The sequence below is a fragment of the Variovorax boronicumulans NBRC 103145 genome (assembly GCF_001591345.1).
GTDB classification, from domain to species: Bacteria; Pseudomonadota; Gammaproteobacteria; order Burkholderiales; family Burkholderiaceae_C; genus Variovorax; species Variovorax boronicumulans.
In genome coordinates this window covers 50,794-69,212 of the sequence record NZ_BCUS01000020.1, presented here as the reverse complement: position 1 = coordinate 69,212, position 18,419 = coordinate 50,794, and the positions used below count along the sequence as shown (strand labels likewise).

The window sequence follows — 18,419 nt, the reverse complement described above, 5'->3', positions numbered from 1 at the left end:
GGGCGTCGGCTTGGGTTCGCGGATGGCCTGCGGGCGCGGCGGCGGCGGCGCCTTGCTCACCTTGGGTTGCGGCGGCGGAGGAGGCGGGGGCGGCGGGTCGGCCTTGGGTTTCGGCGGTTCGACGAACTGGCTCAGGATCTCGACGGGAATCACCACTTCGGCGGCCCGGCGCAGCAGGCCGCTTTGCAGCGCCCACAGCGCGGCGCCGTGAAACAGGATCACGCCGCCGGCAATGACGACAGTGCGCGACAGGCCAAGAAAGGAGGGAGGGGGGGCAAAGCGGTCAGACACGATCAACCATTCGAATGCGGGCACTACAAATCGTGCCCCGATTGCAGCAAAACCGCTACAGAGACGCTACTTGCGAAAAATCCACCAGACAGAGCCGGCGACGAGGATCAGGCTGCCGCCGAGAGCCGAGACGAGTTCCATGCTTTGCTTTCCTTGATGGAGTTGGCAAGCTGGATCGCTCTCGGCGCCGATTCGCAGTTCAGGGCGGCGACCGGGTGAGAGACACTGCACTGCGCCACGATGTCGCGGGCACAACCTTCACACTGGCCACACTGGGTGGCCACGCCGAGCTCGAACTGGACTTCGTCGAAAGTCATGCCCGCGCGCACGTGACGTGCGATTTCACGGTCAGAGACTCGGCGGCAGACGCAAACGATCATGGCGGTGAAAGCGGCAGTTGGCTGGCTGTTGGATGTGACTCATTATAAATAAGAATCCATCGCATTTGCAATCACTATGACTGACATGCCACCGGACTTTGCAAGCCGGTGTTACACCTCGGCCCAGAGCCGCAAGAGGTTGTGATAGTGGCCGGTGAGCGCCACGGTTTCCTCGCATTCGCCCAGGCGGGCGCGCAGTTTCTGGATGGTCTGGTCGAGTTCGAACAGCATGCCGCGCTGGGCATCGCTGCGCACCATGCTCTGCAGCCAGAAGAAGGAGCACACCCGCGCCCCGCGCGTGACCGGGTGCACGCGGTGCAGGCTGCTCGCCGGGTAAAGGATCAGATCGCCGGCCGGCAGCGTGACCTCGTGCGAGCCGTAGGTGTCGATCACTTCCAGCTCGCCGCCCTCGTAATCCTCCGGATCGCTCAGGAAGAGGGTGCACGACAGGTCGGTGCGCAGCTGCTGGCTGCTGCCCGGCACCGCGCGCACCGAGCCGTCGACATGCACGCCGTAATGCTCGCCGCCCTCGTAGCGGTTGAACAGTGGCGGCACGAAACGCGCGGGCAGTGCCGCCGAGAAGAACAGCGCGTGGCGCGACAGCGCCGCCAGGATGGTCGCGCCGAGTTCGCGCGAGACCGGCGAAGACTCCGGCAGCTGGCGGTTGCGCTTCACCTGCGCGCCTTGATCTCCCACGGTTTCGCGGCCGTCGACCCATTGGGTGGCGTCGAGCGCGGCGCGCATCTCGCGCACCTGGTCCGGGCTCAGCACGTCGGGCACATGCAGCATCATTTCGGTGAACTCCACAAGAAAAAAGCCCCGGCGCAGGCCGGGGCTCGAGTGTCGCACCGCGCCTGCCGCAGGGGCCGGCACGGAGGCGACGCGTTCGTCTGGATCAGAACGCGAAGTTCGCGGTGATCTTGGCCGAGCGAGGGATGCCCGGCGTGTAGCGGTAGCCGCTCTTGTTGATGGCAGCCGCGTACTGCTTGTCGAACACATTGGCGATGTTCAGCTGGATGTCGACGTTCTTGTTGATGCGGTACGACGCCATGGCATCGAACACCCAGTAGGAGTCGATGTACGCCGGCGTGCCCACCGCGCCGTCGGTGCCGCGGTGCAGCTTGCCGTTGTAGCGCGCGCCGCCGCCGACCGTCAGGCCGAACGGGAACTGGTAGGTGGTCCAGGCCGTGAAGGAATTCTTCGGCGTGTAGGTCAGCACGTTGGTGCCATCGGCGGTGACGTTGGGGCCGCTTTGCACCTTGGTGTCCATCGTGGTGAAGCCGGCGCTCATGCCCCAGCGTTCGGTGATGGTGCCCGCCACGCCCAGCTCGATGCCCTGCACGCGCTTCTTGCCGCTCTGGTAGTACAGCGCGGTGTTGGTCGGGTCCTGCACCACTTCGTTGGTCACGTCGGTGCGGTAGACCGCGCCGGTCAGCGACAGCTTGTCGTCCAGCACGTCCCACTTCGTGCCGACTTCGAAGGTCTTGGCCTTCTGCGGCAGGAAGTCGGTGCGCGCTGCGCTGTTGCCCGTGCCAGCGGCCGACAGCGAGAAGTTCGCGCCGCCCGGGGGCTGGGCCGAGGTGCCGTAGGCCGCGTAGATGCTGCCGTTCTTCGCGGGCTTGTAGACCACGCCGATCTTGCCGGTGAACAGGTTGTCGGAGAGCTTGAGCGACGAGGGCACCAGCGTGCCGACCGGCAGGCCGGGGTTGGTCGTTGCGGTCGACAGCGTCGCGCTCTGGAACGAGGTGCTGTAGTGGTCGAAGCGCAGGCCGCCGGTGATCTGCCATTGCTCGTTGAGCTTGATGGTGTCGAAGGCGTACAGGCCGACCGTGTTGGTCACGCCCTTGCTGTCGGCGCCGCTGAGCATGCGGTTGTAGCCGTTCACGTACGGGTTCGGCGCGTACAGGTTGGCCACCGGCCAGGCGCCGTTCTGCACGACCTTGCCGTTGAACGTGGCGCCGGGGCTGAAGTAGCCCAGGCTCGACTGCTCTTCACGGATCAGCTCGACGCCCGCGCTGAGCGAGTGGCTCAGGCTGCCGGTGTTGAACTTGGCGGTCACGTTCGTCTGGTTGACGAAGATCGTGTTTTCCTGGTTCTTGTTGGTCGGCAGGTTGCGCGTGGTCGTCCAGGTGGACGGCAGGCCCGGGATCGGCGTGCTGAGGAACGCGGTGTTGCCCGAGGGCGGCGGGTTGCCGTTGGTGCCCAGGCCGCCGAGCATGAACGCCGTCAGCATGTAGTCCTGCTTCGTCTTGCCGTAGCGGGTGGTGTTGCGCAGCGTGACGTCGGGCGTGAAGTCGTGCTCCACGCGCGCGGTAAACATGTCGGCCGTCACCTTGTTGAAGTCGTAGGCGGTGCCGTAGAAATTCTTCGGATCGACCGGTGCCGCGTAGTTCAGGAAGCTGCGGCGACGTGCACCGAGGGCGACCGGATCGGGGTTCGAGTAGCTGGGCAGGCCGATGGTCGGCACGCCGCCATCGGGCACGTTGTCCTGGTCGACGTGCAGATAGTCGAAGTAAAAGCGCGTGGGCGAATTCAGGCCGAGCGCGATCGACGGTGCAATGGCGGTGCGCTTGTTCTTGACGAAGTCGCGGCCGGGCACGCCCGAGTCTTCCATCGCCGCATTCAGGCGGAAGGCGGCGCCGATGCCGTTGGCGCTGCTGAGCGACTTGTTCCAGTCGATGCTGCCGCGCTTGTAGTCGGCGCTGCCGAAACCGAGCGAGCCCAGGAAGCTGTCTTCGAGCTTCGGCTTCTTGGTAACGAGGTTGATGTAGCCGGTGGGCGAGGTGCGGCCCACGTCGGTGCCCGACGGGCCCTTCACGACTTCGACCTGCTCGATGTTGAACATGTCGCGCGAGACCGAGCCCAGGTCGCGGATGCCGTCCACGAAGATGCTGCTGGAGCTGTCGAAGCCGCGCATGAAGACGGCGTCGCCGGTGTTCGTGTTGCCGTTCTCGCCCAGGAAGAAGGTGCCGACGCCGGCGGTATTGCGCAGCGCTTCGGTGAGCGTGGTCGCGCCCTGCTCGCGAATGATCTGTTCCTTGATCACCTGGATCGTCTGCGGCGTGTTCACCAGCGGGGCCGTGAACTTCGGGTTGGCCGAGGTGTCGGTCTTGTAGTCGGCGGCGCTCGAATCCTGCACGCGGACTTCAGGCAGGGCCCGCCCGGTCTGGGCAAAGGCGGCGGGGGCTGCGATGGCCAGCAGCGTGGCTGCGGCGGCACCCGAAAGGTGAGGAACGGCGCGTGCGACGGCGTGTTTGCGGCTCTTGATATAGGCCATGTTGTTTTCTCCAGAAAGGGCGGGCGGGCAGAGCTCGACTGGCTGGGTCCGGGCGGCGCACTCTCGGGGAGAAAAAGGGCGGCAAGACTGGCTGGGTGAGCTGATCTGCGAAGGGTTTTTGCAAATCGATGCAAATGATATTGCTTCTCAATACCAAGGTGCTCAACTGGCCGCTTTTAACCAGAAAGTTTCGCCCGCTCCGTTGCCGGCGCGCAACTGACGAGGCTGCGCGGGCCGTTCAGTAGACGTCGCGGCGGTAGCGCCCGTCGGCCGACAGCTCGGCCCAGAGGTCGTCGCCGGCGATCTGCCGCAGCGCTGCGTCGACGCCCGATGCCATGCCCTGCAGGCTGCCGCAGACATAGACGGCGGCGCCGTTTTGCAGCCAGGCCTGCAGTGTGTCGGCCACCTGCAGCAGGCGGTGCTGCACGTAGAAGCGCTCGGCCTGGTCGCGCGAGAACACCATGTCGAGCCGCGCGAGCGTGCCGTCGGCCTGCCAGGCTTCGATTTCCTGGCGGCAGAGGAAGTCGTGGGCGGACTCGCGCTCGCCGAACACCAGCCAGTTGTCCTTGAGGCCGGCCGCGGCGCGTGCGCGCAGGTGGGCGCGCAGGCCGGCCAGTCCCGTGCCGTTGCCGATCAGGATCAGCGGACGGTTCTCGTTGCCCTCCAGCCGGAAGCCGCGGTGCGGCCGCAGGCGCAGCGCGACGGAGTCGCCGACCGAGAGCGTCGAGGTGAGCAGGCCCGATGCGGCGCCCATCGAGCCGTCGGGATGCTGTTCCTGCCGCACGAGCAGCTGCAGTTCGCCGTCGGCGGGCAGGGAGGCGATCGAGTAGTCGCGTGGCCGCGCCGGGTCGCTTGCGATGGCGACCTGCACCAGGTCGCCCGACGCCCAGTGCGGCAGGGCGCCGGCTTGCGGCGTGAGGCCGAGATGAAAGACGGGGCCGCCCGTGCTGCCGGCGTTGAGCAGTTCGCGCCGCGTGAGCCGCCAGGGCGCGAAGCTTGCCGGGGCGTCGTCGCCGCCCTCCGGCGCATCGCCCCAGCGGGCGTGCCAATCGGCGAGCGCGGCGGGGTCGCTGTTGTCGACCTCGATGGGAGCGAAGTCGCGCACGGCGCCGGCCGTGTGGAGCCACGCGTCGAGCGCGCGGCCGAAGCCGCAGAAGTGGGCGTACTGGCGATCGCCCAGCGCCAGCACGGCGTAGCGCAGCGATGGCAGTGCGAGCGGCGCGCCCATCACGCGCTCGGCGAACACGCTGGCGCCGTCGGGCGCATCGCCTTCACCGTAGGTGCTGGCCACGAAGAGGGCGCGTCGGGCCGAGGCCAGCGTGGCGCTGTCGAGGGCGTTGAGGGCCATCACGCGCACGGCGGTGCCCGCTGCGCGCAGCCGCCGCGCGGTCTGCCACGCGATGGTTTCCGCCTGGCCGGTCTGGCTGGCGAACAGCACGAGGGTGGGCGACGCCTGCGCGCCGTCACCGGCCGACAGCGCCGCGGCTTCGCGGGCGGCCGTGGCGTGCAGCTGCCGCTGGCGTGCGTAGATGCGCAGGCACAGCGCGGCATAGGCCGCGACCGTCGCGCTGGCGGCCAGCGCGCGCCACAGGGTCTCGGTCATGCGCCCGCCTGGGCGAGCCACGCGCGCGTGGCTCGCTCGGTGAGCGACCCGTCGTCGGCGCGGGCGATGAACAGGGCCGCGATGTCGCGCTGCTGCGCGAAGGCCAGGCCCTCGTCGGGGCCGAGCACGGTCAGCACGGTGGCGAGCGCGTCCGCCTGCATGCACTGCGGGTGCAGCACGGTGACGCTGGCCAGCGCATGCGCCACCGGCTCGCCGTCACGCGGATCGATGGTGTGCGACCAGCTGCGGCCTTCGACCGCGCGCCGGTGCCAGCGGTCGCCCGAGGTGGCCACGGCCATGTCGGCCAGGGCGATGCGTTGCGGGGTCGGCATCTCGGTGTCGACCTGCACCTGCCACGGCGCGCCGCCGGGTCGCCGGCCGATGCCGCGCAGCTCGCCGCCGACCTCGAACAGCAGGTCGGTGAGGCCGAGCGCGCGCAGCGCGTCGACGCCGTGGTCCACCGCGAAGCCCTTGGCGATGCCCGACAGGTCGAGCTGCACGCCGCCGGGTTGCATCAGCGTGTGGTTGACCTCATCGAAGGTCAGCCGTTGCCAGCCGACGTTCGAGTGGATCGCGGCCAGCGCGTCGCGTGAGGGCAGGGCGTTGTCCTGTGACGCTGCGGGGCCGAAGCCCCAGCGCGCCACCAGCGCACCGACCGTCGGATCGATCGCGCCGCCGCTGGCCTGCGCCCACGCGAGGGCGCACTGCATCACCTGTGCGAACTCCGCCGGCAGCGCATGGCGCGAACCGGCGGGTGCGGTGTTGAAGCGGCTGATGAGGGAGCCTGGCTCCCAGTGGCTCATTTGCGCGATCACACGCGCGAGCGCCGCCTCGACCGCCTCGCGCACTTGCGCGAGCGGCAGCATCCGCGGGTTGTCGAAGCGCAGCGACCAGGTCGTGCCCATCGTCTGCCCGCCGAGCTGCTGAAGGCTGGCGGGATCGGCGGGACGGGGAACGGCCGCGTTGGCGTAGCCGCCCGCGCGCCAGGTGCTGAAGGAAAGGCCCAAGGAAAAACGCAGGGTCAGGGCATCACTTCCAGGGTGGCCGCGTAGCTCAGGCGGCGTTCCTTGGCTTGCGGCACGGTGGTCTTGCTGTCCTTGGTGCTGGCGTCGAGCCAGTACATGCCGGCGGCCGGCCAGGTCACGCTGAACTGGCCCTTGTCGTCGGTCTTGAGCTTGAGCTCGTCGAGCTTGTCGCGGTACTGGGTGTTGCCGGCGGTCACGGTCACTTCGAGGTCCTTGGCGGGCTTGCCGTCCAGGTGCAGCGTGAAGGTGGCCTTCTCGCCCTTGGCCAGGTCGGTCGGGCTGCCGGCCGAGATCAGTTCCAGGCCCTGGCCGATGGGCTTGAGCGCCGAGGGCTTGCCGACGGTCACGAAGGTCTCGATGCGGCCGGCCGATTGGGTGATGGTCACGTCCTGCGCATCGGCCGGGATTTCCTTGGCGATGGTTTCGGCCGTGCCGCGGGCGCGCTTGTTCTGGCCCGTGGCCTTGTCCTTCCAGGCGGCGAACGCGCCGTTGTTGACCACCGCGATGCGGTAGGTGCCCGGCTGCGCGACGTTCACGTCGAACACGTTGCGCAGCTTGAGCTTGGCCTCGGATTCCGGCTTGACCGAGCTGCCGTCGGGGGCGGTGATCTGCAGGCCGTCCAGGCGCAGCGGCGCATGGTTGGCAACGAACAGGTCGTTCGACACGGCGGCGTCGACGCTCACGGTGTCGGCCTTCGACAGCACGGTGGTCGAGGGCAGCAGCCAGGCGTTGTGCGCCTGGGTCACGGAAGCAACGGCCGAAAGGGCGAGGGCGAGGCCGGCGGCGCGCAGGGTGAAGCGGGTCATGGTGGTCCTTGAAATGAGTGGGCGGGCGGAGTGGGTGGCGGCGGCGTTCAGGGCTTGAGTTCGAGCTTGATCTCGCCGAGCTCTTCCTTGCCGGCAGCGACCGGTTGCGCAGCGGCGGTGGGGGGCCACTGGAACGGGATGGTCACGACCTCGCGGCCGCCGACTTCACGGGCGGCTTCCACCACCAGCTTGTAGGCGCCGGGGGCGAGCTTAGGCATCGCGCCAGAGCCCTCGGTGAAGCTCAGCTGGTGCTTGCCGGCGGGCTTGGAGGCGCCGGTCACGCCATCGACCGGCACCGCCAGTTCGCGGCCGCCGCGGCGCCACCACTGGCGCATGTCCTTGAGCCACTTGGTGCCTTCGCCTTCGGGGTTGTTGGTCTTGGTGCGCACGTCGTACCAGACGGCCAGCGTGCCGGCCATCGTGCTGTCGGCGCGTTCGATCCAGGTCGCCACGTAGGGGCGGTGGTACTCCGACACGTTGAGCCGGGGGATCTCGATGTTGACCGACAGGCCGGCGGCGATGGCCGGGGCCGCGAACAGCGCCGACATGGCGATCGGTGCGAGCGAGTAGCGAAGGTGCACGGGAAAACCTCTTTCTTCCTGAATCAGCAAAGACGACGCACGGGCCGATCCGTCGATCGGATCGGTCAGTGAATGAACAGCAACGCGAGCAGCACCGGCACCACCAGCCCCATGCCCACCATGGGCCAGGTGAAGGGGCGGTTGCCCGCGTGCATCTTGAGAATGAACAGCCCGGTGACCGAGAAGACCAGCGTGGCGGCCGCGAAGATGTCGATGAACCAGCTCCAGGCGGTGCCGGTGTTGCGGCCCTTGTGCAGGTCGTTGAAGTAGGAGAGCCAGCCGCGGTCGGTGCGCTCGTACTCGACCTCGCCCTCGGGCAGGCTCAGGCGCAGCCAGGCGTCACCGCCGGGGCGCGGGAGCGAGAGGTAGATTTCGTCGTCGGACCACTCGGCCTCGCGGCCGGCGGTGTCGATGTCCCATTGCTTGCGCAGCCAGGCCTGCAGTTCGGCGGGCAGCGGGGCCTTGCCTTGCTGGGCCTTGGCGGCCGGCAGCTGCTGTTCGAGGCGGGCGCGCAAGGCGTCGTCGACCGTGCCGTTGTGCGTGGTGACGACCGGCTTGGCCTCGATCTGGCCCGCGTGGTTGAGCGTGAAGCCCGTGACGCTGAACAGGATCATCCCGACGAGACAGATGGCGGAACTGACCCAATGCCACTCGTGGAGGGTCTTGAGCCAATAGGCGCGGCGGCGGTTGTCGGAACGGGCGGGGGCAGTCATCGAAAGCGCGAATTGTAGTCGCGCGAATGAGAATGACTGCTATTCAGTGGCTATGAAGTTAAGTAAAGAGCAATAAAAAACGGGGCCGAAGCCCCGTTTGTTTGCAATGCCGTGGCAGCGTTGCGTTGTGCTTACTCGAGCTCGCCCACTTGCAACTGCAGGTAGTTCTGCAGGCCGACGCGGTCGATCAGGTCGATCTGCGTCTCGAGGAAGTCGATGTGCTCCTCGGTGTCGTCCAGGATCTCTTGCAGCAGGTCGCGCGAGACATAGTCGCGCACCGATTCGCAATGCGCGATGCCGTCCTTGATGGTCGCTTGCGCGCCGGTTTCGGCGCCGAGGTCACAACGCAGCAGCTCGGGCACGTCTTCGCCGATGTTCAGCTTGCCCAGGTCCTGCAGGTTGGGCAGGCCGTCGAGCATGAAGATGCGGTCCATGAGCTTGTCGGCGTGCTTCATCTCGCCGATGGATTCTTCGTATTCCTTCTTTGCCAGCTTGTCCAGGCCCCAGTGCTTGAGCATGCGGTAGTGGAGGAAGTACTGGTTGATGGCAGTCAGCTCGTTCTTGAGCTGCGCCTGCAGGTGTTCGATGACTTTGGGGTCGCCCTTCATGATTATTTTCCTTGTTCTGAAAGCGGTGATTGTCGGAGGGGCGAACACGCACTTGCAAGCAAACCCATGCTGCGCCGGTCTGCATGCGTGTGATGGTGATACACGTTCGTATTGACCTGACGCAAGGCGATGCGCGAGGCGATGGCAAACATAGTGGGTTCCAATACTTTCAATAGTTGATATCTATCAAAAACGATATATTGGTAGTTATACTCATGGCTCACGCTTATTTTTCCAACCGCAGCATCCAAGGAATCACATGTCCCTGATCAACACCGCAGTCCAACCCTTCAAGACCCAGGCTTACCTCAACGGCAAGTTCATCGATGTGTCCGACGAGACGCTCAAGGGCAAGTGGTCTGTGCTGATCTTCATGCCGGCGGCCTTCACCTTCAACTGCCCGACCGAAGTCGAAGACGCGGCCGACCACTACCCTGAGTTCCAGAAGCTGGGTGCCGAGGTCTACATCGTGACCACCGACACGCACTTCTCGCACAAGGTCTGGCATGACACGTCGCCGGCTGTCGGCAAGGCCAAGTTCCCCCTGGTGGGCGACCCGACCCACACGCTGACCAACGCGTTCGGCGTGCACATCCCCGAAGAAGGCCTGGCACTGCGCGGCACCTTCGTGATCAACCCCGACGGCATCATCAAGACCGCCGAAGTGCACTCCAACGAAATCGCCCGCGACGTCAAGGAAACCCTGCGCAAGCTCAAGGCAGCGGTCTACACCGCCGAGCACCCGAACGAAGTCTGCCCGGCCAAGTGGAATGACGGCGACAAGACCATCGCTCCGTCGTTCGACCTCGTCGGCAAGATCTAAGCGCCCCGCGCAAAGCCCGGGCGCTCACGAGGCCCGGGCTTTTTTGTCCCCAGTTGATAGTTTCCAGTTATCGAAAGAGAGTCCGCCATGCTTGACGCCAGCACCAAAGCCCAATTGAAGAGTTACCTCGAACGCGCCACGCAGCCGATCGAGATCGTTGCCTCGCTCGACGACAGCAAGGCTTCGGGCGAAATGCTGTCGCTGCTGAAGGACGTTGCCGAAGTCTCGCCGCTGGTCACGCTGACCGAAAGCCGCGACGACAACCACCGCAAGCCCTCGTTCTCGGTCAACCGCCCGAGCGAAAACCACGGCCCGCGCTTTGCCGGCCTGCCGATGGGCCATGAATTCACGTCGCTGATCCTTGCGCTGTTGCAGATCGGCGGCTACCCCCCGAAGGTCGAGCAGGCCGTGCTCGATCAGATCAAGGCGCTCGACGGCGACTTCGAGTTCGAAATCTACGTCTCGCTCACCTGCCACAACTGCCCCGACGTGGTCCAGGCGCTGAACCTGATGGCCATCCAGAACCCGCGCATCCGCACCACGATGATCGAGGGCGGCACCTTCCAGGACGAAGTGAAGGAACGCCAGATCATGGCCGTGCCGACCGTGTTTCTGAACGGCACCGAGTTCGGCCAGGGCCGCATGAGCCTGGAAGAAATCCTTGCCAAGATCGACACCAGCGGCGTCGAGCGCGAAGCCGCGAAGATCGCCGCCAAGGACGCCTTCGACGTGTTGATCGTCGGCGGTGGCCCCGCCGGTGCCGCAGCCGCCGTGTACGCCGCGCGCAAGGGCATCCGTACGGGCGTTGCCTCGGAGCGCTTCGGCGGCCAGGTGCTCGACACGCTGGGCATCGAGAACTTCATCTCGATCAAGGAAACCGAAGGACCGAAGTTCGCCCATGCCCTCGAAGAGCACGTGCGCGACTACGACGTCGACATCATGAACCTGCAGCGCGCCAAGGCGCTGGTGCCTGGCAAGGACCTCATCGAGGTGCAGCTCGAAAGCGGTGCGTCGCTCAAGAGCAAGACGGTCATCATCTCGACCGGTGCCCGCTGGCGCAACATCAACGTGCCGGGCGAGCACGAGTTCAAGAACAAGGGCGTGGCCTACTGCCCGCACTGCGACGGCCCGCTGTTCAAGGGCAAGCGCGTGGCGGTGATCGGCGGCGGCAACTCGGGCGTCGAAGCGGCGATCGACCTGGCCGGTATCGTCGGCCACGTGACGCTGATCGAGTTCGACACGCAGCTGCGCGCCGACGCCGTGCTGCAGCGCAAGCTCAAGAGCCTGAAGAACGTCGACATCTTCACCAACGCGCAGACCACCGAGATCACCGGCGACCAGAAGGTCAACGGGCTGGTCTACAAGGACCGCGCATCGGGCGAGCTGAAGAAGGTCGAGCTCGAAGGCGTGTTCATCCAGATCGGCCTGGTGCCCAACACCGACTGGCTCAAGGGCACGGTCGAGCTGACGAAGCACGGCGAGATTGTTGTCGACGCGCGCGGCCAGACCTCGGTGCCCGGCGTGTTCGCGGCGGGTGACGTCACCACGGTGCCGTTCAAGCAGATCATCATCGCGGCCGGCGACGGCGCGAAGGCGGCGCTCGGCGCGTTCGACCACCTGATCCGCACGACGGCCCCTGCGTGAGTAAGTCTTAAGTGCCTGAAGTTGTGAAGATGAGAATTATTCTCATACAATAAAAACACGGGCACACCGCTGCCCCTCATTGCCAGCCAGGTCACTCGCGCAGCCTCTGCGCCTCAAGGTCCAGCAAGCAGTTCTTCAACTGTTTTCTGGACCTTTTTCGTGGCCGCTCATTTCCCTCGACCGTCTTCCCATCGACCCGCGCTGCTGCCCTGGCTGATCGCCTCGGCCTTCGGCATGGCCGCCGCGCCTGCGTGGTCCCAGCAACTCGCGGCGCTCGGCGAAGTGGTGGTGAGCGGATCGCGCTCGGAGCAGGCCAGGGACGACCTGCCGCTGAGCATCGAGGTCATCAACCGCCAGGACATCGAGAGCAAGCAGATCCACGACATCCGCGATGCCGTGCGCGACCTGCCCAACGTGTCGGTCAAGCGTTCGCCGGCGCGCTTCGGGTTGGCGCAGGGCAACACCGGGCGCGACAGCAACGCGGGCTTCAACATCCGCGGCCTGGACGGCAACCGCGTGCTGCTGCTGACCGACGGCATCCGCACGCCGCGCAGCTACGTGTTCAGCGCCAATGCTTTCGGGCGTGACTACTTCGACATCAGCCTCGTCGAGCGCATCGAGATCATCAAGGGCCCGGCCTCGGCGCTGTACGGCTCGGACGGCCTGGCCGGGCTGGTCAACTTCATCACCCGCGAGCCCTCGTCCTTCATGCGCGATGGCAAGACCTTCGGCGGCAGTGCGAACATCGGCTACAGCGGCGAAGACAACGGCGTGCGCGGCGGCGTCACGCTGGCGGGCAAGGCGAACGACGTGCTCGAGTGGCTCGTGTCCGCCAACCTGGGGCACGCCAGCGAACTCGAGAACCGGGGCTCGCTCAACGTGCCCAACCTCGACCGCACCACGCCCAATCCGCAGCGCGACCAGACCCGTTCGCTGCTGGCCAAGGCCATCCTCACGCCCAACGCCGACCAGCGCCATGCCTTCACTTTCGAGCACGTCGAGAAGAGCAGCCGCTACAACCTGCTGTCGGGCGTCGCCAAGCCGCCGTATGCATCCACCTCGGTGATCGGCCTCGACGCCAAGACCGACCTCGACCGCGACCGCCTGACCTACGAAGGCCGGTTGCGCCTGAACAGCGTCGTGGCCGACAACCTGCTCGCCGTCGTGAGCTACCAGAAGGCAGGTTCGCGTGAGTACATCCACGAAGACCGTTTCACCGCGGCCGACCGCACGCGCGACGTCACCTACGACGAGAACACCTGGCAGTTCGGCCTGCAGGCCGACAAGACGATCCGCATGGGCAGCTGGGCCCAGAAGATCACCTACGGCCTGGACTACACGCGCACCAATGTCGAGAACCTGCAGACCGGCCTCGTGCCGCCAGCCGGCGAGAGCTACCCGCTCAAGCGCTTCCCCGACACGCGCGAAACCTCGACCGCCTTTTATGTGCAGGACGAGTTCATTCACGACCGCTGGAGCATCACGCCCGGCATCCGTTTCGACCGCTTCTCGCTCGACGCGAAGCAGGCGGGCTTCAACGCGCAGGCCGTGTCGCTGTCGGGCTCGGCCGTGTCGCCCAAGCTGGGCGTGCTGTTCCGCGCCACGCCGCAGTTCAGCGTGTACGGCAACTACGCCTCGGGCTTCAAGGCGCCCAACGCGTTCCAGGTGAACAACTTCTTCGAGAACGTGATCTCGGGCTACAAGACGATCCCGAACCCGAACCTCAAGCCCGAGAAGAGCCAGAACATCGAACTCGGGGTGCGCGGTCGCACCGGCCTCCTGAGCTTCGACGTGGCCGCCTTCACCGGCGACTACAAGGACCTCATCGAGAACGACAGGCTCGTGGGTGGGCGCGGCATTCCGCGCATCGACCCGCTGATCTACCAGACCGTCAACGTCGGACGCGCGCGCATCAGCGGCTTCGAGATCAAGGGCGAGCTCGATTTCACCGAGAACGGCAACGGTTTCTCCGTGCCCTTCGCCTACGGCCGCACGCAGGGCCGCGACCGCACCAACAACCGGCCGCTCAACTCGATCGATCCGCAGAAGTTCAGCGCCGGACTCAAGTACCAGGCACCGGCCTGGAGCGTGCGCCTCGATGCGGTTCATCATGGCGCCAAAGAGTGGGAAGACGTCGATCGCAGCGAAGTGACCACGGGCCTGCAGTTCCGCACGCCGGCGGCCACCACGCTGGACATCAGCGCGCAGTGGCGCATCCGCAAGGACCTGCGCCTGAACGCGTCGGTGACCAACCTCACCAACAAGCGCTACTGGATGTGGAGCGATGTGCGCGGCGTGACGACCACCTCGGCCATCCGCGACGCCTACACCCAGCCGGGCCGAAGCTTCAACGTCTCGCTCGTGGCGGACTTCTGATCCGCCCTCACAACAAAGGACACCCGATGAATGCCGAAGACATCCGCACCCGTTTCGCCGAACTGCGCGCCAAGGGCATGCGCCACAAGGACGCGGCCGCGGCCATGGGCCTGAGCGAAGGCGCCGCCATTGCGGCACACACGGGCGCACACGACAAGGCGCTGCGCGCCACGCGGCTGGAGGGCCCGTGGGTCGAGCTGCTGCAAGCCTTGGAGCTGTGCGGCCCCGTGCTGGCGCTCACCCGCAACGAGACCACGGTGCACGAGAAGACCGGCGTCTACGAGAAGGTGTCCGGCAGCGACGCGATGGGGCTCGCGCTGGGCGAGGTCATCGACCTGCGCCTGTTCTTCAGCCGCTGGCATGCAGGGTTCGCGGTCAGCGAGGCGGCGGCCAATGCCGGCGTGCCGCCGTCGCTGAGCCTGCAGTTCTTCAATCCGCAGGGCGTGGCGGTGCACAAGATCTTCGTGCGCGACGCGACCGATCGCGATGCGTTCCAGTCGGTCATCGACACCTACACCGCCGCAACCGACGAACCCGTGCAGTTCGCGCCCGCCGAGAAGAAGGCGGCGCCGCGCGACGACAGCGCCATCGATGCGGTCGCACTGGCCGACGCCTGGCGCGGCATGCAGGACACGCACGAATTCTTCGGCCTGCTCAACAAGTTCGACGTGGAGCGCCAGCAGAGCTTTCGCCTCACCGAAGGCGAGTTCACGCAGCGCGGCGAGACCAGCGCCGTGCGCGAGCTGCTGCTCGAGGCTTCGTTCGACGGCACGCCGATCATGGTGTTCGTCGGCAGCCCCGGCTGCATCCAGATCCACTCGGGGCCGGTCGTGCGCATCGAGCCGATGGAGATGCACGGCATGCAGTGGCTCAACGTGCTCGACCCCGGCTTCAACCTGCACCTGCGCGAAGACCGCATCGCGAGCGTGTGGATCGTCCAGAAGCCGACCAGCGACGGCATCGTGACTTCGGTCGAAGCCTTCGACGGCGAGGGCGAGCTGATGGCGATGTTCTTCGGTGCGCGCAAGCCGGGCGTGCCCGAGCGCACGGAGTGGCGCGAGATCGTGGCCAAGCTCTCGCGCCTGGCCACCTCTGAGGTGCAAGCGCGATGAGTGCCGACGCCGTTCCGGGCGTGGTTGAGATCAAGGCCTTCGTGCCGGCGAAAGACTTCGCGCTCTCCATCGCCTTCTACCAGGACCTGGGCTTCACGCTGGCCTCGAACGAGGACGGCATTGCTTACTTCTTCTGTGGCGAGAGCAGCTTCCTGCTGCAGGACTTCTACGTCCAGACCCATGCAGAGAATTTCATGATGCATCTGCTCGTCGACGACGCGCTGGCCTGGTGGGACCGCGTGCAGGCGCAGCGGCTGACCGAACGCTACGCAGTGCAGACCACGCCGCCCGCCGAGCGCCCGTGGGGCATGGTCGATTTCACGCTGACCGACCCGACCGGTGTGCTCTGGCGCATCGCGCACAACATTCCCCGGCGCGGCTGACGCGCATCTTTCTCTTTCGCTGTCCGTGACCCCATGACTGACCAACGAGATTCCTCTTTTCTTTCTTCTTCCGTGCCGCGTCGCCGTGATGCGCTGCGCCTGCTGTCTGCTGCAGCGCTCGGCGCGGGCGCATGGCCCGCGTTCGCACAGGACAGCAAGCGGCTGCCACGGCTGGTCACGGTCAGCGGTGCGATCACCGAGGTGGTCTATGCGCTCGGCGCCGAAGGCCAGCTGGTCGGCACCGACACGACCAGCCTGTTTCCCGCTGCGGCGCGTGCCACGCCCAAGGTGGGCTACATGCGTCAGCTGTCGGCCGAAGGGCTGCTCTCGCTGAAGCCCGACGCGATCATCGCGACCAACGAGTCGGGCCCGACCGTCGTGCTCGACCAGATTCGCACGGCCGGCGTCAAGGTCGAGATCATCGAAGCCGATCACAGCTGGGGCGAAGTGCAGCGCAAGGTGCAGGCCGTGGGTCGCGCTGCCGCCAAGGAAGCACAGGCGCGTGAGTTGCAAGGCCGGCTCGATGCCGAATGGGCGCAGGTCCTGCAGCGCATCGGCGGCGCGAAGGGCCGCAAGCCGAAGGTGCTGTTCGTGCTGTCGCACAGCGCGAGCCCGCAGGTGTCCGGCGAGAAGACCGCGGCGCATGCGGTGATCGGCTTCGCGGGCGGCGTGAATGCGCTGGGCGGCTTCCACGGCTACCGACCGATGACGGCCGAGGCCATGGCCAGTGCGGCGCCCGACATCATCCTCACAAGCACGCAGAGCATCGAGGCGCACGGCGGCGTCGAGCGCTTCTGGCAGCGGCCCGAGCTGGCGCTCACGCCGGCGTACAAGAAGCGTGCGCTCATCACGCAGGACGCCTTGCTGCTGCTGGGTTTTGGCCCGCGCCTGCCGGCCGCCATCGGCGAACTGCACGACAAGTTCCGGGCCGCGCTCGCATGAGCCAGCGCTTCGGGGCGCGTGCCGTGCTTTGCGGCAGCGCGGTGCTGCTCGTCGCGGCCCTCGCGGTGGGCGCCGTGTCGGGTGCCTACGCCATCAGTCTTTCGCAGCTGTGGAACGTGCTGACCTCGCTGGGGCTGGGTGCAAGCAGCCAGTCGCCCGAGCACCTCGTCTTCCTCAACATCCGCTTGCCGCGCCTGGTTCTCGGCGTGGCGGCGGGTGCGGGGCTCGGCATGGCGGGCACGCTGATGCAGGGGCTGTTCCGCAATCCGCTGGCCGACCCGGGGCTGATCGGCATCAGCAGCGGCGCGGCATTGGCGGCCGGCGTCACCATCGTGCTGGGCGCCTCGTTCTGGCCAATGCTGCCGCGCACGCTCGGCAGCTGGACGCTGGTGCTCATGGCCTTCGGCGGTGGCTTCGTCGTGACCTTGCTGATCTACGGCCTGTCGCGCAACGACGGCGGCACGCGCATGGCGCTGATGCTGCTGGCAGGTATCGCGATCAACGCGCTGGCCGGCGCCGGCCTCGGCCTGCTGAGCGTGATGGCGACCGACGAGCAACTGCGCAGCCTGCAGTTCTGGCTGCTGGGCAGCTTGGGCGGTGCGCGCTGGAGCGCGGTCATCCTGGTGGGCGTGGCGGTGTTGCTCTCGTGCTGGGCCGCGGCATCGCTCGCTTCGCCCCTGAACGCCATCGCGCTCGGCGAGGCGCAGGCGGCGCTGCTCGGCGTGGACGTGGAACGCACCAAGCGACGTGCCGTGGTCATCACCGCGGTGGCGGTGGGCGCGGTGACGGCCACGACCGGGATCATCGGTTTCATCGGCCTGATCGCGCCGCACTGGGTGCGCATGGTGGCCGGGCCCGACCACCGCGTCGTGCTGCCGGCCTCGGCGCTGCTGGGCGCGGCGCTGGTGCTCGCGGCCGACACGGTGGCGCGCACCGTCATGGCTCCGGCCGAACTGCCGCTGGGCGTGCTCACGGCTTTCATCGGCGTGCCGATGTTCCTCTTGATGCTGCGGCATTTCAGGGGGCGCGTATGACGACGGCGACGGGAAATGGGACGCTGGCGTGCGTCGGCGTCGAGGTGCGCATCGGCGCCAAGACCTTGTTGACCAACGCGTCGGTCGAACTGGCGCCGGGCCGCGTGACCGCGATCCTCGGCCCGAACGGCGCGGGCAAGTCGACGCTGCTGTCGGTGCTGGCCGGCCAGCGCGAGCCGACGCAGGGCAGGGCGACGCTCGACGGCCGGCCGCTGTCAGACCACGGCATACCCACGCTGGCATTGCGCCGGGCCCTGATGCCGCAGGAAAGCGCGGTCGCCTTCGACTTCACGGCGCAGGACATCGTCGCGCTCGGCCGCTACCCACACCGCCGCACACCGACCCGCGACGAGGACGCGATCATGGCCGAGGCGATGGCCCTGACCGACGTCACGGCGCTGGCGCCGCGCATCCTCAACACGCTGTCGGGCGGCGAGAAGGCGCGGGTCCACCTGGCGCGGGCGCTGGCCCAGCTCTGGCATCCGCGCCCCGACGGCGCGAGCCGGTGGCTGCTGCTCGACGAGCCCACCGCCGCGCTCGACCTTGCGCACCAGCATTCGGCGATGCGTCTGCTGCGCGCCTGGGCGGCGCGGGGCGTGGGTGTGGTGGCGGTGCTGCACGACCTGAACCTGGCGCGGCGCTATGCCGACGAGGTGGTGGTGCTGGGTGCGCCTGACGGCCTGCGCCGGGGGGCGACCGCCGAGGTGCTGCAGCCTGCGCTGATCGAGGCCGTCTGGCGCATGCCCTGCCAGCCGGTGACCGGCACGGACGGCGTCACGCAGTATCTGTTCGGATAGTCCGTCGGGTGGGCGGTGTTTGCT

At 67.1% G+C, this 18,419-nt stretch carries 18 protein-coding genes and 1 pseudogene; 9 read left to right on the top strand and 10 right to left on the bottom strand.

Annotated features, from left to right (window positions below):
* The 4 genes and pseudogenes from VBO01S_RS08635 to VBO01S_RS08620 all read right to left on the bottom strand — a co-directional run.
* A pseudogene (locus VBO01S_RS08635) lies at window positions 1–294 on the bottom strand (energy transducer TonB); the annotation flags it as partial.
* Between the two features lie 104 nt (window positions 295–398).
* Complete coding sequence (locus tag VBO01S_RS08630) at window positions 399–671, bottom strand: (2Fe-2S)-binding protein (RefSeq protein ID WP_062473051.1); 273 nt, start codon at window positions 669–671, stop codon at window positions 399–401.
* Between the two features lie 111 nt (window positions 672–782).
* Window positions 783–1,463 carry a Fe2+-dependent dioxygenase gene (locus VBO01S_RS08625; protein ID WP_062473069.1) on the bottom strand — a complete coding sequence of 227 codons (681 nt, stop codon included), beginning with the start codon at window positions 1,461–1,463 and terminating at the stop codon, window positions 783–785.
* Window positions 1,464–1,566: 103 nt separating this feature from the next.
* Window positions 1,567–3,948, bottom strand: coding sequence for a catecholate siderophore receptor Fiu (locus tag VBO01S_RS08620; protein ID WP_062473049.1), 2,382 nt, complete (start codon window positions 3,946–3,948; stop codon window positions 1,567–1,569).
* On the opposite strand from VBO01S_RS08620, the gene VBO01S_RS32305 reads away from it, so the two are divergent.
* On the top strand, window positions 3,947–4,168 hold the full coding sequence (locus VBO01S_RS32305) for a hypothetical protein (protein ID WP_139140281.1): 222 nt from the start codon (window positions 3,947–3,949) through the stop codon (window positions 4,166–4,168). The genes VBO01S_RS08620 and VBO01S_RS32305 overlap by 2 nt on opposite strands.
* An 18-nt stretch (window positions 4,169–4,186) precedes the next feature.
* Here VBO01S_RS32305 and VBO01S_RS08615 read toward each other — a convergent pair whose 3' ends face one another.
* The 6 genes from VBO01S_RS08615 to bfr form a co-directional block, all read right to left on the bottom strand.
* Window positions 4,187–5,551 carry a sulfite reductase subunit alpha gene (locus VBO01S_RS08615; protein WP_062473047.1) on the bottom strand — a complete coding sequence of 455 codons (1,365 nt, stop codon included), beginning with the start codon at window positions 5,549–5,551 and terminating at the stop codon, window positions 4,187–4,189.
* Entirely contained in the window at window positions 5,548–6,558 is a 1,011-nt protein-coding gene (locus VBO01S_RS08610; RefSeq protein WP_062473045.1) for an FAD:protein FMN transferase, read from the bottom strand. Before VBO01S_RS08610 ends, VBO01S_RS08615 begins: the two co-directional genes overlap by 4 nt.
* 14 nt (window positions 6,559–6,572) lie before the next feature.
* On the bottom strand, window positions 6,573–7,382 hold the full coding sequence (locus VBO01S_RS08605) for a DUF4198 domain-containing protein (RefSeq protein ID WP_062473043.1): 810 nt from the start codon (window positions 7,380–7,382) through the stop codon (window positions 6,573–6,575).
* A 47-nt stretch (window positions 7,383–7,429) separates the two neighbouring features.
* Complete coding sequence (locus VBO01S_RS08600) at window positions 7,430–7,930, bottom strand: DUF2271 domain-containing protein (protein ID WP_174543631.1); 501 nt, start codon at window positions 7,928–7,930, stop codon at window positions 7,430–7,432.
* A 98-nt stretch (window positions 7,931–8,028) separates the two neighbouring features.
* Window positions 8,029–8,676: a PepSY-associated TM helix domain-containing protein gene (locus VBO01S_RS08595; protein WP_062473039.1), complete on the bottom strand. Its 648-nt coding sequence runs from the start codon at window positions 8,674–8,676 to the stop codon at window positions 8,029–8,031.
* A 131-nt stretch (window positions 8,677–8,807) separates the two neighbouring features.
* Window positions 8,808–9,284, bottom strand: a complete 477-nt coding sequence (gene bfr, locus VBO01S_RS08590) for a bacterioferritin (protein ID WP_062473038.1) — start codon at window positions 9,282–9,284, stop codon at window positions 8,808–8,810.
* Window positions 9,285–9,543: 259 nt separating this feature from the next.
* Here bfr and ahpC point away from each other — a divergent pair, with 259 nt between their 5' ends.
* The 8 genes from ahpC to VBO01S_RS08550 all read left to right on the top strand — a co-directional run bounded on the left by ahpC (window position 9,544) and on the right by VBO01S_RS08550 (window position 18,395).
* On the top strand, window positions 9,544–10,107 hold the full coding sequence (gene ahpC / locus VBO01S_RS08585; protein WP_062473036.1) for an alkyl hydroperoxide reductase subunit C: 564 nt from the start codon (window positions 9,544–9,546) through the stop codon (window positions 10,105–10,107).
* An 87-nt stretch (window positions 10,108–10,194) separates the two neighbouring features.
* On the top strand, window positions 10,195–11,751 hold the full coding sequence (gene ahpF, locus VBO01S_RS08580) for an alkyl hydroperoxide reductase subunit F (RefSeq protein WP_062473035.1): 1,557 nt from the start codon (window positions 10,195–10,197) through the stop codon (window positions 11,749–11,751).
* Between the two features lie 159 nt (window positions 11,752–11,910).
* Complete coding sequence (locus VBO01S_RS08575; protein ID WP_082818043.1) at window positions 11,911–14,127, top strand: TonB-dependent hemoglobin/transferrin/lactoferrin family receptor; 2,217 nt, start codon at window positions 11,911–11,913, stop codon at window positions 14,125–14,127.
* A 26-nt stretch (window positions 14,128–14,153) separates the two neighbouring features.
* Window positions 14,154–15,239 (top strand): hemin-degrading factor, encoded by a 1,086-nt coding sequence (locus VBO01S_RS08570; protein ID WP_062473033.1) that lies wholly within the window; start codon window positions 14,154–14,156, stop codon window positions 15,237–15,239.
* Window positions 15,236–15,622 (top strand): VOC family protein, encoded by a 387-nt coding sequence (locus tag VBO01S_RS08565; protein WP_062473030.1) that lies wholly within the window; start codon window positions 15,236–15,238, stop codon window positions 15,620–15,622. Before VBO01S_RS08570 ends, VBO01S_RS08565 begins: the two co-directional genes overlap by 4 nt.
* Before the next feature lie 33 nt (window positions 15,623–15,655).
* Window positions 15,656–16,564, top strand: a complete 909-nt coding sequence (locus VBO01S_RS08560) for a heme/hemin ABC transporter substrate-binding protein (protein WP_062473029.1) — start codon at window positions 15,656–15,658, stop codon at window positions 16,562–16,564.
* Window positions 16,561–17,598 carry a FecCD family ABC transporter permease gene (locus tag VBO01S_RS08555; RefSeq protein WP_062473027.1) on the top strand — a complete coding sequence of 346 codons (1,038 nt, stop codon included), beginning with the start codon at window positions 16,561–16,563 and terminating at the stop codon, window positions 17,596–17,598. The genes VBO01S_RS08560 and VBO01S_RS08555 overlap by 4 nt, the downstream gene beginning before the upstream one ends.
* A complete protein-coding gene (locus VBO01S_RS08550; protein ID WP_062473025.1) occupies window positions 17,595–18,395 on the top strand; it encodes a heme ABC transporter ATP-binding protein in 801 nt (266 codons plus the stop codon). Before VBO01S_RS08555 ends, VBO01S_RS08550 begins: the two co-directional genes overlap by 4 nt.
* Window positions 18,396–18,419: the final 24 nt, after the last annotated feature.

Coding starts and splice junctions, on each gene's coding strand:
- bfr (WP_062473038.1), bottom strand. CDS start 9,284: ATGAAGGGCGACCCCAAAGTCATCGAACACCTGCAGGCGCAGCTCAAG.
- ahpF (WP_062473035.1), top strand. CDS start 10,195: ATGCTTGACGCCAGCACCAAAGCCCAATTGAAGAGTTACCTCGAACGC.
- VBO01S_RS08560 (WP_062473029.1), top strand. CDS start 15,656: ATGACTGACCAACGAGATTCCTCTTTTCTTTCTTCTTCCGTGCCGCGT.
- VBO01S_RS08605 (WP_062473043.1), bottom strand. CDS start 7,382: ATGACCCGCTTCACCCTGCGCGCCGCCGGCCTCGCCCTCGCCCTTTCG.
- VBO01S_RS08555 (WP_062473027.1), top strand. CDS start 16,561: ATGAGCCAGCGCTTCGGGGCGCGTGCCGTGCTTTGCGGCAGCGCGGTG.
- VBO01S_RS08565 (WP_062473030.1), top strand. CDS start 15,236: ATGAGTGCCGACGCCGTTCCGGGCGTGGTTGAGATCAAGGCCTTCGTG.
- VBO01S_RS08615 (WP_062473047.1), bottom strand. CDS start 5,551: ATGACCGAGACCCTGTGGCGCGCGCTGGCCGCCAGCGCGACGGTCGCG.
- VBO01S_RS08630 (WP_062473051.1), bottom strand. CDS start 671: ATGATCGTTTGCGTCTGCCGCCGAGTCTCTGACCGTGAAATCGCACGT.
- VBO01S_RS08550 (WP_062473025.1), top strand. CDS start 17,595: ATGACGACGGCGACGGGAAATGGGACGCTGGCGTGCGTCGGCGTCGAG.
- VBO01S_RS08570 (WP_062473033.1), top strand. CDS start 14,154: ATGAATGCCGAAGACATCCGCACCCGTTTCGCCGAACTGCGCGCCAAG.
- VBO01S_RS08620 (WP_062473049.1), bottom strand. CDS start 3,948: ATGGCCTATATCAAGAGCCGCAAACACGCCGTCGCACGCGCCGTTCCT.
- VBO01S_RS08625 (WP_062473069.1), bottom strand. CDS start 1,463: ATGATGCTGCATGTGCCCGACGTGCTGAGCCCGGACCAGGTGCGCGAG.
- VBO01S_RS08600 (WP_174543631.1), bottom strand. CDS start 7,930: ATGTCGGCGCTGTTCGCGGCCCCGGCCATCGCCGCCGGCCTGTCGGTC.
- ahpC (WP_062473036.1), top strand. CDS start 9,544: ATGTCCCTGATCAACACCGCAGTCCAACCCTTCAAGACCCAGGCTTAC.
- VBO01S_RS32305 (WP_139140281.1), top strand. CDS start 3,947: ATGTTGTTTTCTCCAGAAAGGGCGGGCGGGCAGAGCTCGACTGGCTGG.
- VBO01S_RS08595 (WP_062473039.1), bottom strand. CDS start 8,676: ATGACTGCCCCCGCCCGTTCCGACAACCGCCGCCGCGCCTATTGGCTC.